This window comes from Streptococcus sp. V919 (assembly GCF_054353475.1).
Window position 1 is genome coordinate 626,430 of sequence record NZ_JBTHHY010000001.1, and the last position, 15,541, is coordinate 641,970.

The following is a 15,541-nucleotide window of genomic DNA, read 5'->3' on the forward strand; positions in this document are numbered from 1 at the left end:
CCAACTTTTAATCTACGTATGTATCTTCGTTTTTGTTTAAGAAAGCGTAAGGTAATCCAATTAGTAGACCACCACCAATAAAGTTACCGATAAAGGTCACACCCCAGTGACGAAGGATATTTCCAATACCGAAGTTTGCAATTGAATCAGCAGCGACACTGAATTTCACTATCGCAAATGATGCAAAGTTTGCAGCGATGTGTTCGTTTGTTAAGAATACAAACATGTAAATGGCTGAAAGAACCAACCAAAGTTTAGCTCCACCATCTTTAACCAAAACAAATGATAGAATTGCGATATTTACAAAGATATTCGCTAAAATACCTTCAAGTAATACCAATTCATTCGAACGTGCCAACTTCATTTCTACAACGCCAGAAATAAAGCTATTATGTGTTAAGTTTGCGTAAGCTGCTGAGTGTGCGAATCCCCAACCAGCGATAAGCGCACCAATTAAGTTAAAGAAAGTACAATACAAAAGAATTTCAGCTGTTTTTCTCCAGCTAATTTTTTTCAAAAAGCTACCAGCTGTAAGGAACATCATATTAGATGTAACCAACTCAGCATTCAAGAAGACAATGTAGGCCAATCCCCAAGCAAAAACAAATGGGAAAAGGAATCGTCCGCTACCAGGAGAGATCTTATTGATCAAGTCAGCACCAACAGCTCCAGCTGCCGTACTGAAGGTAAGGAATGCACCTGCAAACATTGAACGAATCGCATACTTAAATTTACTATTCGAGTAAAGACTTTCCTTTTTCTTACAAGCAAATTCAATTTTTGAGATAAATTCTGATGAAACCATATAAACTCCTAAAACTTTTATTTGTGAATATTATAACATAAAATCGATATAATGGGAAGGCTTTCCTAAATCAATTAAAAATATTTTTTAAAACATCGTAATCGTTTACAATCCTGTTATATTAAGGTTTTAGATATCAATTTTTTTATAACAATTCCTAGACTTCTAGAACTATTTATTATACTTAATATATTTTTAATAAAAATAAAAAGAGAGAAATCAAGAGATTCTCTCCACTACTGTTGAAATTTTAATCCACATAAGTATCTTCATTTTTATTCAAAAAAGCATATGGTAAACCAATCAAAAGCCCACCACCTATTAAGTTAGCAATAAAGGTGACTCCCCAATGACGGAGAATATTTGCCATTTCAAAGTGCTGAACTTCATTAGCAACAATGCTGAATTTAATAATACTAAAAGAAGCAAAATTTGCAGCAATATGTTCGTTTGATAAAAATACAAACATAGAAATTGCTGACAATATAATCCAAAGTTTTGCAGACGCATCCTTGAGTAAGATTGAAGACAGAATGGCGATATTAACAAACACATTGGCGAGAATACCTTCAAGTAGAACTAATTCACTTGGACGCGCTAATTTCTTAGCTACTAGTTTTGGTAAATAACTATCGTGAGTCAGATGTGAAAATGCTGACGAATTTGCAGAGAACCATCCAGAAATTAAAGCACCTAGAAGATTAAATAGAGTGCAGTTAAGTAAAAATATATTTTTGTTCTTTACATTTGATTGTTTTTAGTGCTAACAAAATCTTCAATTTCTTCTGCAGTCAACCCTACCAGCTCTGAAACCCACAAGCCGACAATATCAGACAAAACAGAATCGCAGACATATTCATTCTCACCATGACCATATTTACAAGTAAATAGTGGAGTTCTTATCGCTGATTGATAAAAATTGAAGGCTAACTCTTGCAGTTTCTCTGGCTGAAATTCAAGTCCCAACTCTTGTGCGAGTCCGGCTCTCACTTTATCCCACAATTCACCTTTTGACTGGTAGTTTTCTCGTGCTTTGTAAATAAATCCCTGACAGAATTTTGACAACAAATCCTTATTTTGATAGAGCAACCGACAGGAAAAGTCTGAGATAGAACTAGCATGAAGTAAGAAAGTAAGCAATTCATCAAGGCTTTCGGCTACCCGACCAACTTGGCCTTCACTCCCTATAAAGCCAATACTCTGATCATCAAGAATTACATATTCTCCCCCACTACCGTCTTTAGCAAAGGCTATGGGCGAAAGAGAATAAACTTCATTGTTCTTAGAAAATTCAACCTCTTTCAACTGGTCATAAAAGAGAATATCGCATTCTTGCATCAATAAAATTCTTAGTTGTTTATCTTCTCTTATTACTTGTAGTTGAAGCATATTAGCTACTCTCCTGGCTTTGACAATTGTCATAAGTGACAACAATTCAATTTTAGCAATCGACTCTTAATAATAATAATAGATTTTAATATGGCACTTCTTGGCCACATTGGCAAGATTTTTCACTAACTCCTCGTTTCTTTTGCTTTTCCCAAAATGAAAAGTAAAAGATTTTCCATCTTTCCTTGTAAAATACAGATGATACCTGTCCCCATTCATTCTTCTCCCTCGAATGTAATCAATATCAATCTGTCTAATTTCAGCTAGAGGAACAATCCTTTTTCTAAAAAGAATAATCGTGTGAATGTATAATCTTCCCTTTGCAATATGAAAAGTATCCAACATACTCCCACCACTTTTTAAAGATGTCTTAACTCTTTGGAAAAAAAGATAGAAATAAAATAGTGCTAAAAAAATTAACAAAAATCTAATGACCTGATTTTTCCAAAGGACTTCAAAAACTGAAATACGATAACTATACATATTAAAATAATCCCTTTTTTCTTTATTATACCACTTTTGTTGAGAGCCTGGGTCTATAGAAAAATAAGAAAAAGACTGAACAGAGTTCAGACCTTTTCATGAATATTTGATGTGATACCTTTATCTAGTCAAATCAATACGTTGGCCAATTTTACCAATGATAATTGCACCGACAATGAGTGAAGCAAACTCTCCGATACCAGTCGTGAACCAAGTTAAGAAGAAAGGTGCTTCTGCTACGATGTTTAATTCAGCAGCAATGGTGATCATTGAAATTGAAAATAGAATTGAAAAGAAGAAATGATCTTTACGAATCAATCCATTAAAAAGATAGTCTTTACTATATTTACTGAACAACCAAACTCCTAAGCTAAGGAAGACAAGAGTTGAGCCTCCACCTACAGCGACATCAATGAGTCCAAAACTGAAGAAGTTGGCAATCATACATCCAAGAGTAACACCGATAATGTACTTAGGATTGTAAAATGCTAGAAAGTTCATCATTTCAGAAATACGGAACTGATAAGCACCGTAGCTGATAGCATTAAGTGGTGGTGTGATTGTCAAAACCACATAAATAGCTGCGACAATGGCAATATCTGCCAAATCACGGACAGTTAGTTTTTTCATATTTTCTCCTTTAGCGGCTATCCCGCGTATAATATGCTTGGTGAAAGAAGCTAAGCACCAAGGGTTGAGCAAGTCAACTTTATTAGTATAGCATATTTAAAAGCTTTATGCTATACTAATCTTATGAAAAAATATATAAAAAAATTTTTTGATAACGAAATTTTATCCTATTTATTTTTCGGTGTTGCTACTACTATTGTTTCTGTAGGGACTCGCATGATTATTTTCTACTTGACACAGCAAGAATTAACCGCTACTGCTTTAGGCAATATAACAGGTATTCTATTTGCTTTCTTCACGAATGACACCATTGTTTTTAAACAAAAACGAGCAAATTGGTTTAGAAGACTTATCAAATTCTCTGGAGCTAGACTTTTTACCTTCTTACTTGATATGGCTTTAACCTTTATTTTTGTAACCAAGTTTCCTTATATAATTGGTCAATTTGTAGGTGATGATATTAATATAATTAATACAATTGAAATAGGGTTTGCTCAAGTTACAATTGTTGTTTTAAATTACCTATTTAGCAAGCTATTTGTATTCAAAAAAAAATAAGCACTTTTCTTGCATTCAATATAAATTTACGATATAATCTAGACTGAAAAATTTCGAAAGGAAAAAGAAAATGTTAAAAGATCTTAAAGCATTTTTACTCCGTGGTAACGTCGTAGACCTTGCTGTCGGTGTGATCATCGCCACTGCATTTGGTGCTATCGTAACTTCATTCGTTAACGATATCATCACTCCACTTCTATTGAACCCAGCTTTGAAAGCTGCGAAAGTTGACCGTATTGCTGAACTTTCATGGAACGGTGTTGCTTACGGTAACTTCTTGAGCGCTATCATCAACTTCGTAGTAGTTGGTACTGTTCTTTTCTTTGTAGTTAAAGGAATTGAGAAAGCTCAAAACCTTCGTAAGAAAGAAGAAGTTGAAGCAGCTCCAGCTGGTCCAACTGAATTGGAAGTTCTTCAAGAAATCAAAGCACTTCTTGAAAAAAACTAAGAATGTAAAAGGATTTAGATTTGTCTAAATCCTTTTTTTTACTTTTATTTAGCATTATATTGGTCTTGAGTAAAACTCCTATTTTTGATATAATGATGAGAGTTTCCACCCTTAGTGTAATGGATATCACGTAAGATTCCGGTTCTTGAGATGGGGGTTCGATTCCCTCAGGGTGGATAGCTAGAATAAAAAAACAGCGTCAATCGCTGTTTTTTTATACCTGCTCGGATAACTCTTCCCACTCAAGCATAGCTTCTTCCTGCCTCTGGCTAATCTTATCCAGTTCTGCTTGTAATTGCATGAGTTCATCTGCATCATTGGTAGTGTGCATTTGGTCAGAAATATCTTGAGCTTTGGTTTCAAGTTCTTCGATTTCTGCCTCCAAGTTTTCAATTTTTCGCATCAGTTTCCGAAGTTCTTTTTGACTCTCTTTTTGAGCTTGATAATCATTAACTGGAGTTTCTTCGTTCTTATTGCTATCAACTAATGTTTCCTCTACTTTACTAGCTTCTAGCTCTGCTTTCTTTTCGACATAATAGTCATAATCACCAAGATAGAGGGTTGACCCGTTCTCAGATAATTCTAGAACATGAGTGGCTACTCGGTTGATAAAGTAACGATCATGGCTGACAAATAGAAGAGTCCCATCAAAGTCAATCAAAGCATTTTCCAAGACTTCCTTGCTATCGATGTCCAAGTGGTTTGTAGGCTCGTCGAGAATCAGGAAGTTATTGTTTTCCATAGAAAGTTTAGCTAAGAGCAAGCGAGCTTTCTCTCCACCTGAAAGCATACCAACTGATTTCTTAACATCGTCCCCTGAGAAAAGAAATGCACCTAAGCGATTACGGATTTCAACTTCTGGCGTCAATCTAAAATCATTCCAAAGTTCATCTAAAACTGTATTGCTTGGTGTTAACTTACTTTGAGTTTGGTCATAGTAGCCAACTTCGACATTAGCGCCAAAACGCTTCTCACCCTTAATAAAATGAATCTGATCAACAATAGACTTGATAAAGGTCGTCTTACCAATACCATTAGGACCTACAATCGCTACTGCATTCATCTTACGAAGATCGAGATTGATGGGCTCCGACAATACCTCACCATCATAGCCAATCGCAGCATTTTCAACAGTTAAAACAATATTGCCAGATGTTTTATCAGAGTGGAAGGTCATATTAGCAGATTTAGTTCCAGCTTCAGGCTTGTCCAAACGCTCCATTTTTTCTAGTTGTTTGCGCCGTGATTGCGCACGCTTTGTTGTCGAAGCTCGAACAAGATTTCGGTTAACAAAGTCTTCTAAGGCAGCAATTTCCTTCTGTTGCTTTTCGTAGTTCTTAGCTTCAGTCAGCAACTTCTGCTCTTTCTGCTCCACAAAACTTGAGTAGTTTCCTACGTATCTGTCTAAGGAATGTTTGGTTAAGTCCAAGGTAATTGTTGCTACCTTATCGAGGAAATAGCGGTCGTGACTAACGATAATAAGAGCACCACTATAGCTTACAAGGTAATTTTCTAACCAGGCTATAGTTTCAATATCTAGGTGGTTAGTTGGCTCATCCAAAACCAAGAGATTCGGCTTTTCAAGGAGCATTTTGGCTAAAGCCAAACGAGTATTTTGACCGCCAGAAAGCTCAGCAATTTTCATCTGCCACATGGATTCATCAAACTTAAAACCATTTAAAATAGCACGAATATCCGCCTCATAGGTAAATCCTCCTGCCTGACGAAAATTCTCAGACAAGCGATCATAATCAGACATCAGTTTTTCTAAATCTGTACCTGTTTTTTCACCCATCTCGAGCTCCATCTGACGAAGCTGTTTCTCAGTAGACCGTAAGTCATCAAAAAGATGCAACATCTCGTCATAGATAGTATTTTCGGACTCAAAACGACTATCTTGTGCTAGATAAGACAGAGAAATATCTTTTTTCTTATTAATCTCTCCAGAGGTTGGTTCTTCTTCTCCTACCAAGATTTTCAAAAGTGTAGACTTTCCTGCACCATTTTTCCCAACCAGGGCAATACGGTCTCTTTCATCGACTTGTAAGTTAATATTTTCAAATAGAACTTCTCCTGCAAAAGAGCGTTCGATTTTATTGGCTTGTAAAATAATCATACAGTTAGTATAGCATGTTTCTTTAAGCCGTTCAAGGCTTGTTCTTAAGCTACATTTTACAACTTATCAGAAACTCATGCTAACGTTTTACTAATACTTCATTTCATGGTATAATGAAGCCGATTAGAATATATAATAAAGGAGATTTCCTATGACTTATCAAGAAAACTTCCAAAAATGGGCTGATTTCGCTGACCTACCAGATTACCTTCGTCGTGATTTGGAAAACATGGATGAAAAAACCAAAGAAGATGCCTTCTACACAAACCTAGAATTTGGTACTGCAGGTATGCGTGGACTGATCGGTGCTGGTACTAACCGCATTAACATCTACGTTGTTCGTCAAGCAACTGAAGGTTTGGCTCGGTTGATTGAGTCAAAAGGTGGAAACGAAAAAGAACGTGGTGTAGCCATCGCTTATGATAGCCGTCACTTCTCTCCAGAATTTGCCTTTGAATCTGCAGCAGTTCTTGCTAAACACGGTATTAAATCTTATGTTTTTGAAAGTCTCCGTCCAACACCAGAACTTTCATTTGCTGTTCGTCACCTCAACTGCTTCGCAGGTATCATGATTACTGCTAGCCACAACCCTGCTCCATTTAATGGTTACAAGGTTTACGGAGAAGATGGTGGTCAAATGCCACCACACGATGCTGATGCTTTGACAACTTACATCCGTGCTATCGAAAATCCATTTGCTATTGAGGTTGCTGATGTGGAAGCTGAAAAAGCTTCAGGTTTGATTGAAGTCATTGGTGAAGCAGTCGATGCAGAGTACCTTAAAGAAGTTAAAGATGTAAACATCAACCCAGCCTTGATTAAGGAATTTGGTAAAGACATGAAGATTGTCTACACACCACTTCACGGTACTGGTGAAATGTTGGCTCGCCGTGCACTTGCGCAAGCAGGATTTGACTCAGTTCAAGTCGTTGAAGCTCAAGCAACACCAGATCCAGACTTCTCTACGGTTAAATCTCCAAACCCAGAAAATCAAGCAGCCTTTGCACTTGCAGAAGAACTTGGTCGCCAAGTAGGTGCTGATGTTCTTGTCGCAACTGACCCTGATGCTGACCGTGTCGGTGTTGAAGTTCTTCAAAAAGATGGTAGCTACCTCAATCTTTCTGGTAACCAAATCGGTGCTATCATGGCTAAGTACATTTTAGAAGCCCACAAAAATGCTGGAACTCTTCCAGAAAACGCTGCTCTCTGCAAATCAATCGTATCAACTGACTTGGTTACTAAGATTGCTGAAAGCTACGGCGCAACTATGTTCAACGTCTTAACTGGTTTCAAATTTATTGCTGAAAAGATTCAAGAATTCGAAGACAAACACAATCACACCTACATGATGGGATTTGAAGAAAGCTTCGGTTACTTGATTAAACCATTCGTACGTGATAAAGATGCTATCCAAGCCGTTCTTGTCGTTGCTGAGCTTGCTGCCTACTACCGTTCTCGTGGTTTGACTCTTGCAGACGGTATCGAAGAAATCTACAAAGAATACGGCTACTATGCTGAAAAGACTATTTCTATTACCCTTTCAGGTGTTGATGGTGCTGAGCAGATCAAGGCTATCATGGCTAAATTCCGAAATAATGCTCCTAAAGAATGGAATGGAACAGCTATCTCAGTTGTTGAAGACTTTAAAGCTCAAACATCTACTGCTGCAGATGGCACTGTAACAGCCTTGACAACTCCTCCAAGCGATGTCTTGAAATACACACTTGCAGATGGTTCTTGGATTGCTGTTCGTCCTTCAGGTACTGAACCAAAAATTAAATTCTATATTGCAGTGGTTGGTGAAAGCAATGAAGATTCACAAACTAAAATTGCAAACATTGAAGCTGAAATCAACGCTTTTGTAAAATAACAACTTAAAAAGATGAGATAGACCATCTCATCTTTTTTCGTATCAAATCTAAGCATTTTTAAAAACTTTATGGCATACTAGATTTATCAATGAAAGCGAGGTAAACTCATGGAACAATTCTTAGAAGATATTAAAGATCTCGAAGTTACAACTGTAGCGCGTGCTCAAGAAGCCCTTGATAACAAAGAAACTGCAACTTTCTTTATCGGCCGTAAAACTTGTCCTTACTGCCGTAAATTTGCCGGAACTTTGGCTGGTGTCGTTGCCGAAACAAAAGCACACATCTACTTCATCAACAGCGAAGAACCAAGCCAGCTCGATGCATTGCAAGACTTCCGCTCACGTTATGAAATCCCTACAGTACCTGGATTCGTACATGTTGCTAACGGAGAAATCAAGGTTCGTTGTGATTCTTCTATGTCTGCACAAGAAATCAAAGAATTTGCTGGTTTGTAAAAAGCATAATAAAAAGAAGGCATTTGCCTTCTTTTTTTATAAATCTGTCAATGGTGTTGCGGTATCAGGAGACGTATCATAAACTTGAAAATCTACTCCTACACCGAGATCCGCTTGAGCTAGCTGATTGACCATGGTCATGTGGGCAAGCTCCTTGATATTGTTTTCCTTAGATAAATGTCCTAAGTAAATTTTTTTGGTTCGGTTTCCAAGTGTACGTATCATGGCATCTGCACCATCTTCATTCGAAAGGTGACCGAGGTCAGAAAGAATCCGTTGTTTGAGTCGCCAAGCGTAAGATCCAGCTCGCAAAATTTCCACATCATGATTGGACTCAATCAGATAGCCATCTGCATTTTCAACGATACCAGCCATACGGTCACTGACATAGCCTGTATCTGTCAGCATGACGAAACTTTTATCGTCCTTCATAAAACGATAGAACTGGGGAGCCGCTGCATCATGACTAACACCAAAACTCTCGATATCAATATCTCCAAATGTTTTGGTTTTTCCCATTTCAAAAATATGCTTTTGAGAAGAATCAACTTTACCTAAGTACTTACTATTCTCCATAGCTTGCCAAGTTTTCTCATTGGCATAGAGGTCCATGCCATATTTACGCGCTAAAACTCCAACACCGTGTATGTGATCCGTGTGTTCATGCGTGATTAATATCGCATCCAAATCTTCTGGTTTACGATTGATTTCACCTAATAAACTTGTGATTTTTTTACCGGATAAGCCGGCATCTACTAAAATCTTTTTCTTAGGGGTTTCTAGATAGAAGGAATTCCCACTAGAACCCGATGCTAAAATACTATATTTAAAGCCAGTTTCACTCATTCTAGTCTTCTACGTCATCCTCCCATACTTCTTCCTTCACAGAATCTCTATCATAAGGAAGTACAATGGTAAAGGTTGAACCCTTACCGTATTCACTCTTAGCCCAGATAAAACCATTATGTTGTTTGACTATTTCTTTTGCAATAGCAAGTCCTAGACCAGTACCACCTTGCGCACGACTTCTTGCCTTGTCAACACGATAAAAACGGTCAAAAATCTTTGGTAAATCTTCTTTAGGAATCCCAAGTCCTTGATCCGAAATAGATAAAATCATCTGATCATCAGTTGTCTTCATGCTAACCGTAATTTTCCCACCATCTGGAGAATATTTGATAGCGTTGTTGAGAATATTATCAATCACCTGTGTCATCTTATCGGTGTCAATCTCAATCCATACAGAAGTAATCGGATAGTCTCGAACAATCTCATATTTCTTCTCCTCATCCTGGGCTCGAATCTTGTCAAAACGGTTCAGGATGAAAGTAATGAAAGCGGTAAAGTTAATCAATTCAACATCCAAATGACTGGTAGCATTATCAATACGTGATAGATGTAAGAGGTCTGTCACCATACGCATCATCCGATTGGTCTCATCAAGAGAAACCTTTATAAAGTCTGGTGCAACTGGTTCTGAAAGTGCACCTTCATCTAAGGCTTCAAGATAAGATTTTACACTAGTCAATGGAGTCCGTAACTCATGACTAACGTTCGAAACGAAAAGTCTTCTCTCGCGTTCTTCCTTCTCCTGTTCAGTCGTATCATGTAAGACTGCTACCAAACCAGAGATAAAACCAGACTCTCTACGAATCAAGGCAAAACGCACACGTAAACTGATATACTCGCCGTTGACATTTTGGGAATAAATCATCAATTCTGGACTTTGAGTAATCAAGTCCCTAAGCTCGTACTCATCCTCAATCTTAAGTAACTCAAGAATATTCTGATTCAGAGCTTCATCACGTTCAACACCAAGTTGTCTTTTAGCCATATCATTAATCATAGTGATTTGGCCACGACGGTTGGTTGCAAGGACACCATCAGTCATGTATGATAAGATACTGTGCAATCTTTTGCTTTCTTGCTCTAAGTTTTCCTGCGTCAGACGAATAACTTCTGACAAATCATTTAAGTTATTCGTGATATTAGTGATTTCACTATTCCCCTGCATATCCAGTACTTGGGAATAATCACCGGCAATTAAATCTTTAACCTTTTGATTTAACTGTTTGAGACGAATATTATCCCTTCGACCTTCAAGCAAAAGGAAACTCACGAGCATGATAAATCCAATTAAAATGAGAACAAAGATAAAATCTCTTGTCAGAATCGTTTGTTTAATTATATTAATCATTATTTCTCATATAATAACCCACACCACGACGAGTCAAGATATACTCAGGTCTGCTTGGTGTGTCTTCAATCTTCTCACGTAGACGTCTAATGGTAACATCAACAGTACGAACATCACCGAAATAATCATAACCCCAAACAGTTTCAAGAAGGTGTTCACGGGTAATAACTTGACCAAGGTGAGAAGCTAAATGATGCAATAACTCAAACTCTCTATGAGTTAAATCCAATTCTTCACCATATTTTTTCGCCACATAAGCATCAGGAAGAATCTCTAAATCCCCAATTTGAAGACTTTGTAATTTTGTATCTTCTTCTTGGTTCTCCACTGCTATTAAATCAGTACGACGAAGCAAAGCCTTAACACGCGCTTGTAGCTCACGGTTTGAAAATGGTTTTGTTACATAATCATCAGCTCCAAGCTCAAGACCAATAACCTTATCAAACTCGCTATCTTTTGCTGAAAGCATGATAATTGGAACACTACTTGTCTTGCGAATCGTTTTAGCCACTTCCAGACCATCAATTTCTGGTAACATCAAGTCCAAAATAATAATATCAGGTTTTTCAGCTTCGAACAGTTCAATAGCTTCACGTCCATTAAAGGCTGTTACAACTTCATAGCCTTCTTTAGTCATATTAAACTTAATGATATCTGAGATTGGTTTCTCATCATCAACAATCAATATTTTTTTCATATAGTCACCTTTTTCCTTATATCAATTATACCAAAAAAATGCAAAGAAGACACGAAAGACTAGTATTATCAGCATCTTTTTAAATACACTTGCCAAATCTTTTGTTGAGGTTTTGCTAGTGGATAGAGGTCAAACTCTTCTGGAGTTAACCAAACAACTTCTTTATCGCTATATTCTTTGTCATCAACTACTTGCCCGGCTAAAATTCGTACATGCCACTTTCGATGGCTAAAGACATGTTTCACTTCTTCAAAATGGGTATCCTGCCAGTCAACCTCTAAATCATAATCCTGCTCAAAGCTTTCTTGAGGTGAAGGACCGAGCTGCTGGAATGATTCAGCCACTTGACTAAAGAGATTTAATTCTTCGTCTTTTGAAAATTCCTCTACCTCAATCAAGGGGAAATGCCAAAATCCAGCAAGCAACTTTTCACTTTCATTTTTCTCTAGTAAAAACTGTCCTTTACTATTTTGTACCACTAAAGCATTGAGATAAATAGGAACCGGCTTTTTCTTTGGTGCTTTAACGGGATAGCGATCCATAGTTCCATGTTTATAGGCAGCGCTAAATTCTTTAACAGGACTATCCTCTGGTCTAGGGTTAACTGGAGCCTCAATATCTGAACCTAAATCCATCAAAGCCTGATTAAAATCACCTGGACGATCTGGATCAATCAAGATTTCCATCATAGCCTGAAATATTTTCCGATTGCTAGGATTTTCAATATCATGATTGACTTCAAATAGACGAGCCAGAACACGCATGACATTCCCATCAACTGCTGGTTGTGGAAGATTAAAAGCAATGCTTGAAATTGCACCAGCAGTATAGGGACCAATCCCCTTCAGACTTGAAATTCCTTCGTAAGTTGAAGGAAATTCTCCATTAAACTCATTCATAATCTGCTGAGCTGCTGTTTGCATATTGCGAACACGAGAATAATAACCAAGTCCTTCCCATGCTTTTAATAAACGTTCTTCAGGTGCGATTGCTAAACTCTCTACAGTCGGAAACCATTCTAGGAAACGCTCGTAATAGGGAATGACAGTATCAACTCTTGTTTGCTGCAACATAATTTCAGATACCCAAATATGGTAAGGATTCTTGCTTCTTCTCCAAGGTAAATCTCGCTTATTTTCATCATACCAAGCTAATAACTTTTTGCGAAAAGAGCGAATTTTATCTTCTTCCCACATGGATACGCCATATTTCTCCAAATCTAACATATATCTAGTATAGCATATCCTTATAAGATACTCAAAAAATGGAAATAAGGCTTTATACTAGCCACATATGATTCTTTTCACTCGCCTATCACATATCTATCAACTGTTTCTGTTATTTTCCATATTTTTTTGATATAATGACTTTTGAATGAATCTTTAAAGGAGATATCAATGCGTTTTAATCAAATTAGTTATTATCCCGTTACAAATCAACAAGCACTAAAGGAATTATCTGATCTTGGCTTTAAACTTGATCTATCAGCTTCAAATAAAGAACAGTTTGAAGCTTTTGTTAGAACTTGTTTTTTCAATTACAAAAATACCGACTATCCACTTTCCGCTTTAGCAGTTGATGAGGAGACTGATCTTCTCACTTTCTTCAATTCAGAACGTGAATTAACTGCAGAGATTTTCTATACTGTAGCATTCCAGTTACTAGGATTCAGTTACTTAGTAGACTTTGAAGATAGTATTGCTTTTCATGAAGATACAGCATTCCCAATTGTTTACGGAAATTTGATTGATAATCTCTATCAACTCCTTAACACGCGCACTAAAAAGGGAAATACCTTGATTGACCAATTGGTGAGTGATGGTCTTATTCCTGAGGACAATAACTACCACTACTTCAATGGTAAGAGTTTGGCAACCTTCTCTGCAAACAATGTCATTCGTGAAGTTGTTTATGTAGAAACTCGTGTTGATTCTGATAGAGATGGACTTCCTGATCTCATTAAGGTGAGCATAATCCGACCAACATACCATGGAAAGATTCCTGCAGTTATGACGGCAAGTCCTTACCATCAAGGAACCAATGATAAGGCTAGCGATAAAGCCCTTTACAAGATGGAAGCTGTGCTAGAAGTCAAGGAACCACATGAAATTACGCTAGATAAGCCAACCCTAGACTTGGTTGAACCAGTTGGTGATGCAGCACTCGTTTCTGACGCTGAAGAAAAGCTCACTCATATCAATAGTAGTTACACACTTAACGACTACTTCCTTCCAAGAGGATTTGCAAATATCTATGTATCCGGTCTTGGTACCAAGGATTCTCAAGGTCAAATGACCAATGGTGACTACCGACAAGTCGAAGCTTATAAAAATGTCATTGATTGGCTCAATGGTCGATGCCGTGCCTTCACAGACCATAGTCGTGAACGTCAAGTAAAAGCTGACTGGTCAAATGGTAAAGTAGCAACTACTGGTCTTTCTTACCTAGGAACAATGTCTAATGGTCTGGCCACTACAGGAGTTGATGGCTTAGAAGTCATTATTGCCGAAGCAGGGATCTCATCATGGTACAACTATTACCGTGAAAATGGTCTTGTGACAAGCCCAGGCGGCTATCCTGGAGAGGACTTCGATTCATTAGATGAATTAACTTATTCTCGTAATCTCTTAGCTGGTGACTATATTCGTGGAAACGAGGCTCATAAAACTTCCATTGAAGAACTCAAGAAAAATCTAGACCGTAAAACTGGAGATTATAACCAATTTTGGCATGACAGAAACTACCTACTCAATGCCCAAAAGGTTAAGGCTGAAGTTGTCTTTACCCACGGTTCACAAGACTGGAACGTCAAACCACTTCACGTCTATCAAATGTTCAATGCTCTTCCAAGCAATATTAATAAACATCTCTTTTATCATAACGGTGCACATGTTTATATAAATAACTGGCAGTCTATTGATTTCCGTGAATCCATGAATGCTCTTTTAACTCAGAAATTATTGGGGCAAGAAACTGATTACCAGCTTCCAAGAGTCGTTTGGCAAGATAACACCATTCCACAAACCTGGCTAGCTCTTGAAGATTTTGGAAATCAAACCAACTACAAAACTTTCACATTAGGTACTGAAGAAGCTGTCATTCAAAACCACTATGAAGACTCTGATTTTGAACGATTCGGAAAAACCTACCAAACCTTTAATAATGAACTCTATCAAGGTAAGATCAATCAGGTTACCATTGACCTGCCAGTGACGGAAGACCTTCATCTTAATGGGCCTGTTAAACTGAACCTTCGTCTCAAGTCAAGTACAAACAAAGGCTTACTTTCTGCTCAACTTCTCGAACTTGGTCAAAAGAAATACCTACAACCTTACCCAGGAGTCTTGTCCGTTCGTACAATCGATAATGGTCGTTACCACATGCTTGAAAATCTTTGTGAACTTCCATTTACTCCAAATGCTCAGCGTGTTATTACCAAAGGCTACCTCAATCTTCAAAATCGTCATGATTTATTGAAAATTGAAGAAGTTAAGCCAGATGAATGGATGGAATTCCAATTTGAACTACAACCAACTATTTATAAACTAAAAGAAGGCGATACAGTCCGTCTCGTTCTTTATACAACTGATTTTGAGATTACGGTACGTGATAATACAGACTATCAATTAACTGTAGATCTTGCTCAGTCTAGTCTAGAAATTCCTTATCAAAAGTAGTTAGTTAATTAGAAAACCCGTGATAATAAATATCACGGGTTCTTATTCTGATTTTTTTCCTTCTGCTTGTTTTTTCATTCTCGCAAGTCTCAATGAACGATTGGGATTGAGGCGATTAAAAAGTTCTTCTAATTTCTTTTCATTCCAGACGTCTGCTGCAGAAACAAAATTTCCATCAGCATCTCGGAAAGATATTGGTTTATCACCCATAGCTA

The 15,541-nt window shown here is 37.4% G+C and carries 15 protein-coding genes, 1 tRNA gene, 1 pseudogene and 1 riboswitch; of the genes and pseudogenes, 6 read left to right on the forward strand and 11 right to left on the reverse strand.

Translation table 11 applies throughout. The features are described 5' to 3' along the window. Window positions 1-7 precede the first annotated feature (7 nt). From ACXYSK_RS03380 to ACXYSK_RS03400, 5 genes and pseudogenes are all read right to left on the reverse strand, one after another. Window positions 8-805 carry a formate/nitrite transporter family protein gene (locus ACXYSK_RS03380; RefSeq protein WP_458625039.1) on the reverse strand — a complete coding sequence of 266 codons (798 nt, stop codon included), beginning with the start codon at window positions 803-805 and terminating at the stop codon, window positions 8-10. A gap of 250 nt (window positions 806-1,055) precedes the next feature. Continuing rightward, window positions 1,056-1,529, reverse strand: a pseudogene (locus ACXYSK_RS03385) (formate/nitrite transporter family protein); the annotation flags it as partial. Between the two features lie 17 nt (window positions 1,530-1,546). Then, on the reverse strand, window positions 1,547-2,194 hold the full coding sequence (locus ACXYSK_RS03390; protein ID WP_458625040.1) for a hypothetical protein: 648 nt from the start codon (window positions 2,192-2,194) through the stop codon (window positions 1,547-1,549). A 66-nt stretch (window positions 2,195-2,260) separates the two neighbouring features. Beyond that, complete coding sequence (locus ACXYSK_RS03395; RefSeq protein ID WP_458625041.1) at window positions 2,261-2,677, reverse strand: hypothetical protein; 417 nt, start codon at window positions 2,675-2,677, stop codon at window positions 2,261-2,263. 120 nt (window positions 2,678-2,797) lie between these two features. Beyond that, window positions 2,798-3,307, reverse strand: a complete 510-nt coding sequence (locus ACXYSK_RS03400; RefSeq protein WP_458625042.1) for a QueT transporter family protein — start codon at window positions 3,305-3,307, stop codon at window positions 2,798-2,800. Next, window positions 3,305-3,402, reverse strand: a riboswitch (PreQ1 riboswitch). (Overlaps the previous gene by 3 nt.) 28 nt (window positions 3,403-3,430) lie before the next feature. On the opposite strand from ACXYSK_RS03400, the gene ACXYSK_RS03405 reads away from it, so the two are divergent. The 3 genes from ACXYSK_RS03405 to ACXYSK_RS03415 all read left to right on the forward strand — a co-directional run bounded on the left by ACXYSK_RS03405 (window position 3,431) and on the right by ACXYSK_RS03415 (window position 4,490). Beyond that, entirely contained in the window at window positions 3,431-3,865 is a 435-nt protein-coding gene (locus ACXYSK_RS03405; protein ID WP_458625043.1) for a GtrA family protein, read from the forward strand. A gap of 70 nt (window positions 3,866-3,935) precedes the next feature. After that, window positions 3,936-4,313: a large conductance mechanosensitive channel protein MscL gene (mscL, locus tag ACXYSK_RS03410; protein ID WP_414259185.1), complete on the forward strand. Its 378-nt coding sequence runs from the start codon at window positions 3,936-3,938 to the stop codon at window positions 4,311-4,313. 105 nt (window positions 4,314-4,418) lie between these two features. Beyond that, window positions 4,419-4,490 (forward strand) — tRNA-Arg (locus ACXYSK_RS03415). Window positions 4,491-4,527: 37 nt separating this feature from the next. Here the strand turns inward: ACXYSK_RS03415 and ACXYSK_RS03420 are convergent. Then, window positions 4,528-6,429, reverse strand: a complete 1,902-nt coding sequence (locus ACXYSK_RS03420) for an ABC-F family ATP-binding cassette domain-containing protein (RefSeq protein ID WP_458625044.1) — start codon at window positions 6,427-6,429, stop codon at window positions 4,528-4,530. A 151-nt stretch (window positions 6,430-6,580) separates the two neighbouring features. Between ACXYSK_RS03420 and ACXYSK_RS03425 the strand changes: the two genes are divergently transcribed. Continuing rightward, on the forward strand, window positions 6,581-8,299 hold the full coding sequence (locus tag ACXYSK_RS03425; RefSeq protein ID WP_458625045.1) for a phospho-sugar mutase: 1,719 nt from the start codon (window positions 6,581-6,583) through the stop codon (window positions 8,297-8,299). A gap of 108 nt (window positions 8,300-8,407) precedes the next feature. After that, window positions 8,408-8,755: a thioredoxin domain-containing protein gene (locus tag ACXYSK_RS03430; protein WP_458625046.1), complete on the forward strand. Its 348-nt coding sequence runs from the start codon at window positions 8,408-8,410 to the stop codon at window positions 8,753-8,755. Window positions 8,756-8,791: 36 nt separating this feature from the next. Here the strand turns inward: ACXYSK_RS03430 and ACXYSK_RS03435 are convergent, their stop codons facing one another. The 4 genes from ACXYSK_RS03435 to mutY form a co-directional block, all read right to left on the reverse strand. Continuing rightward, complete coding sequence (locus tag ACXYSK_RS03435; RefSeq protein WP_458625047.1) at window positions 8,792-9,601, reverse strand: MBL fold metallo-hydrolase; 810 nt, start codon at window positions 9,599-9,601, stop codon at window positions 8,792-8,794. 1 nt (window position 9,602) lies between these two features. Further along, complete coding sequence (gene vicK, locus ACXYSK_RS03440; protein WP_458625048.1) at window positions 9,603-10,952, reverse strand: cell wall metabolism sensor histidine kinase VicK; 1,350 nt, start codon at window positions 10,950-10,952, stop codon at window positions 9,603-9,605. Continuing rightward, a complete protein-coding gene (yycF, locus tag ACXYSK_RS03445; RefSeq protein WP_235084093.1) occupies window positions 10,945-11,649 on the reverse strand; it encodes a response regulator YycF in 705 nt (234 codons plus the stop codon). The genes vicK and yycF overlap by 8 nt, the downstream gene beginning before the upstream one ends. Before the next feature lie 68 nt (window positions 11,650-11,717). Continuing rightward, entirely contained in the window at window positions 11,718-12,875 is a 1,158-nt protein-coding gene (gene mutY, locus ACXYSK_RS03450; RefSeq protein ID WP_458625049.1) for an A/G-specific adenine glycosylase, read from the reverse strand. A 171-nt stretch (window positions 12,876-13,046) separates the two neighbouring features. On the opposite strand from mutY, the gene ACXYSK_RS03455 reads away from it, so the two are divergent. Then, window positions 13,047-15,326 (forward strand): Xaa-Pro dipeptidyl-peptidase, encoded by a 2,280-nt coding sequence (locus ACXYSK_RS03455; RefSeq protein WP_458625050.1) that lies wholly within the window; start codon window positions 13,047-13,049, stop codon window positions 15,324-15,326. A gap of 42 nt (window positions 15,327-15,368) precedes the next feature. Here ACXYSK_RS03455 and ACXYSK_RS03460 read toward each other — a convergent pair whose 3' ends face one another. Further along, entirely contained in the window at window positions 15,369-15,536 is a 168-nt protein-coding gene (locus ACXYSK_RS03460) for a hypothetical protein (protein ID WP_414259195.1), read from the reverse strand. Window positions 15,537-15,541: the final 5 nt, after the last annotated feature.

Bases quoted from the DNA above. Each gene is read 5' to 3' on its own strand.
- ACXYSK_RS03455 (WP_458625050.1), top strand. From the start codon at position 13,047: ATGCGTTTTAATCAAATTAGTTATTATCCCGTTACAAATCAACAAGCA.
- vicK (WP_458625048.1), bottom strand. From the start codon at position 10,952: ATGATTAATATAATTAAACAAACGATTCTGACAAGAGATTTTATCTTT.
- ACXYSK_RS03380 (WP_458625039.1), bottom strand. From the start codon at position 805: ATGGTTTCATCAGAATTTATCTCAAAAATTGAATTTGCTTGTAAGAAA.
- ACXYSK_RS03400 (WP_458625042.1), bottom strand. From the start codon at position 3,307: ATGAAAAAACTAACTGTCCGTGATTTGGCAGATATTGCCATTGTCGCA.
- ACXYSK_RS03460 (WP_414259195.1), bottom strand. From the start codon at position 15,536: ATGGGTGATAAACCAATATCTTTCCGAGATGCTGATGGAAATTTTGTT.
- ACXYSK_RS03395 (WP_458625041.1), bottom strand. From the start codon at position 2,677: ATGTATAGTTATCGTATTTCAGTTTTTGAAGTCCTTTGGAAAAATCAG.
- ACXYSK_RS03435 (WP_458625047.1), bottom strand. From the start codon at position 9,601: ATGAGTGAAACTGGCTTTAAATATAGTATTTTAGCATCGGGTTCTAGT.
- ACXYSK_RS03430 (WP_458625046.1), top strand. From the start codon at position 8,408: ATGGAACAATTCTTAGAAGATATTAAAGATCTCGAAGTTACAACTGTA.
- mscL (WP_414259185.1), top strand. From the start codon at position 3,936: ATGTTAAAAGATCTTAAAGCATTTTTACTCCGTGGTAACGTCGTAGAC.
- ACXYSK_RS03405 (WP_458625043.1), top strand. From the start codon at position 3,431: ATGAAAAAATATATAAAAAAATTTTTTGATAACGAAATTTTATCCTAT.
- mutY (WP_458625049.1), bottom strand. From the start codon at position 12,875: ATGTTAGATTTGGAGAAATATGGCGTATCCATGTGGGAAGAAGATAAA.
- yycF (WP_235084093.1), bottom strand. From the start codon at position 11,649: ATGAAAAAAATATTGATTGTTGATGATGAGAAACCAATCTCAGATATC.
- ACXYSK_RS03390 (WP_458625040.1), bottom strand. From the start codon at position 2,194: ATGCTTCAACTACAAGTAATAAGAGAAGATAAACAACTAAGAATTTTA.
- ACXYSK_RS03425 (WP_458625045.1), top strand. From the start codon at position 6,581: ATGACTTATCAAGAAAACTTCCAAAAATGGGCTGATTTCGCTGACCTA.
- ACXYSK_RS03420 (WP_458625044.1), bottom strand. From the start codon at position 6,429: ATGATTATTTTACAAGCCAATAAAATCGAACGCTCTTTTGCAGGAGAA.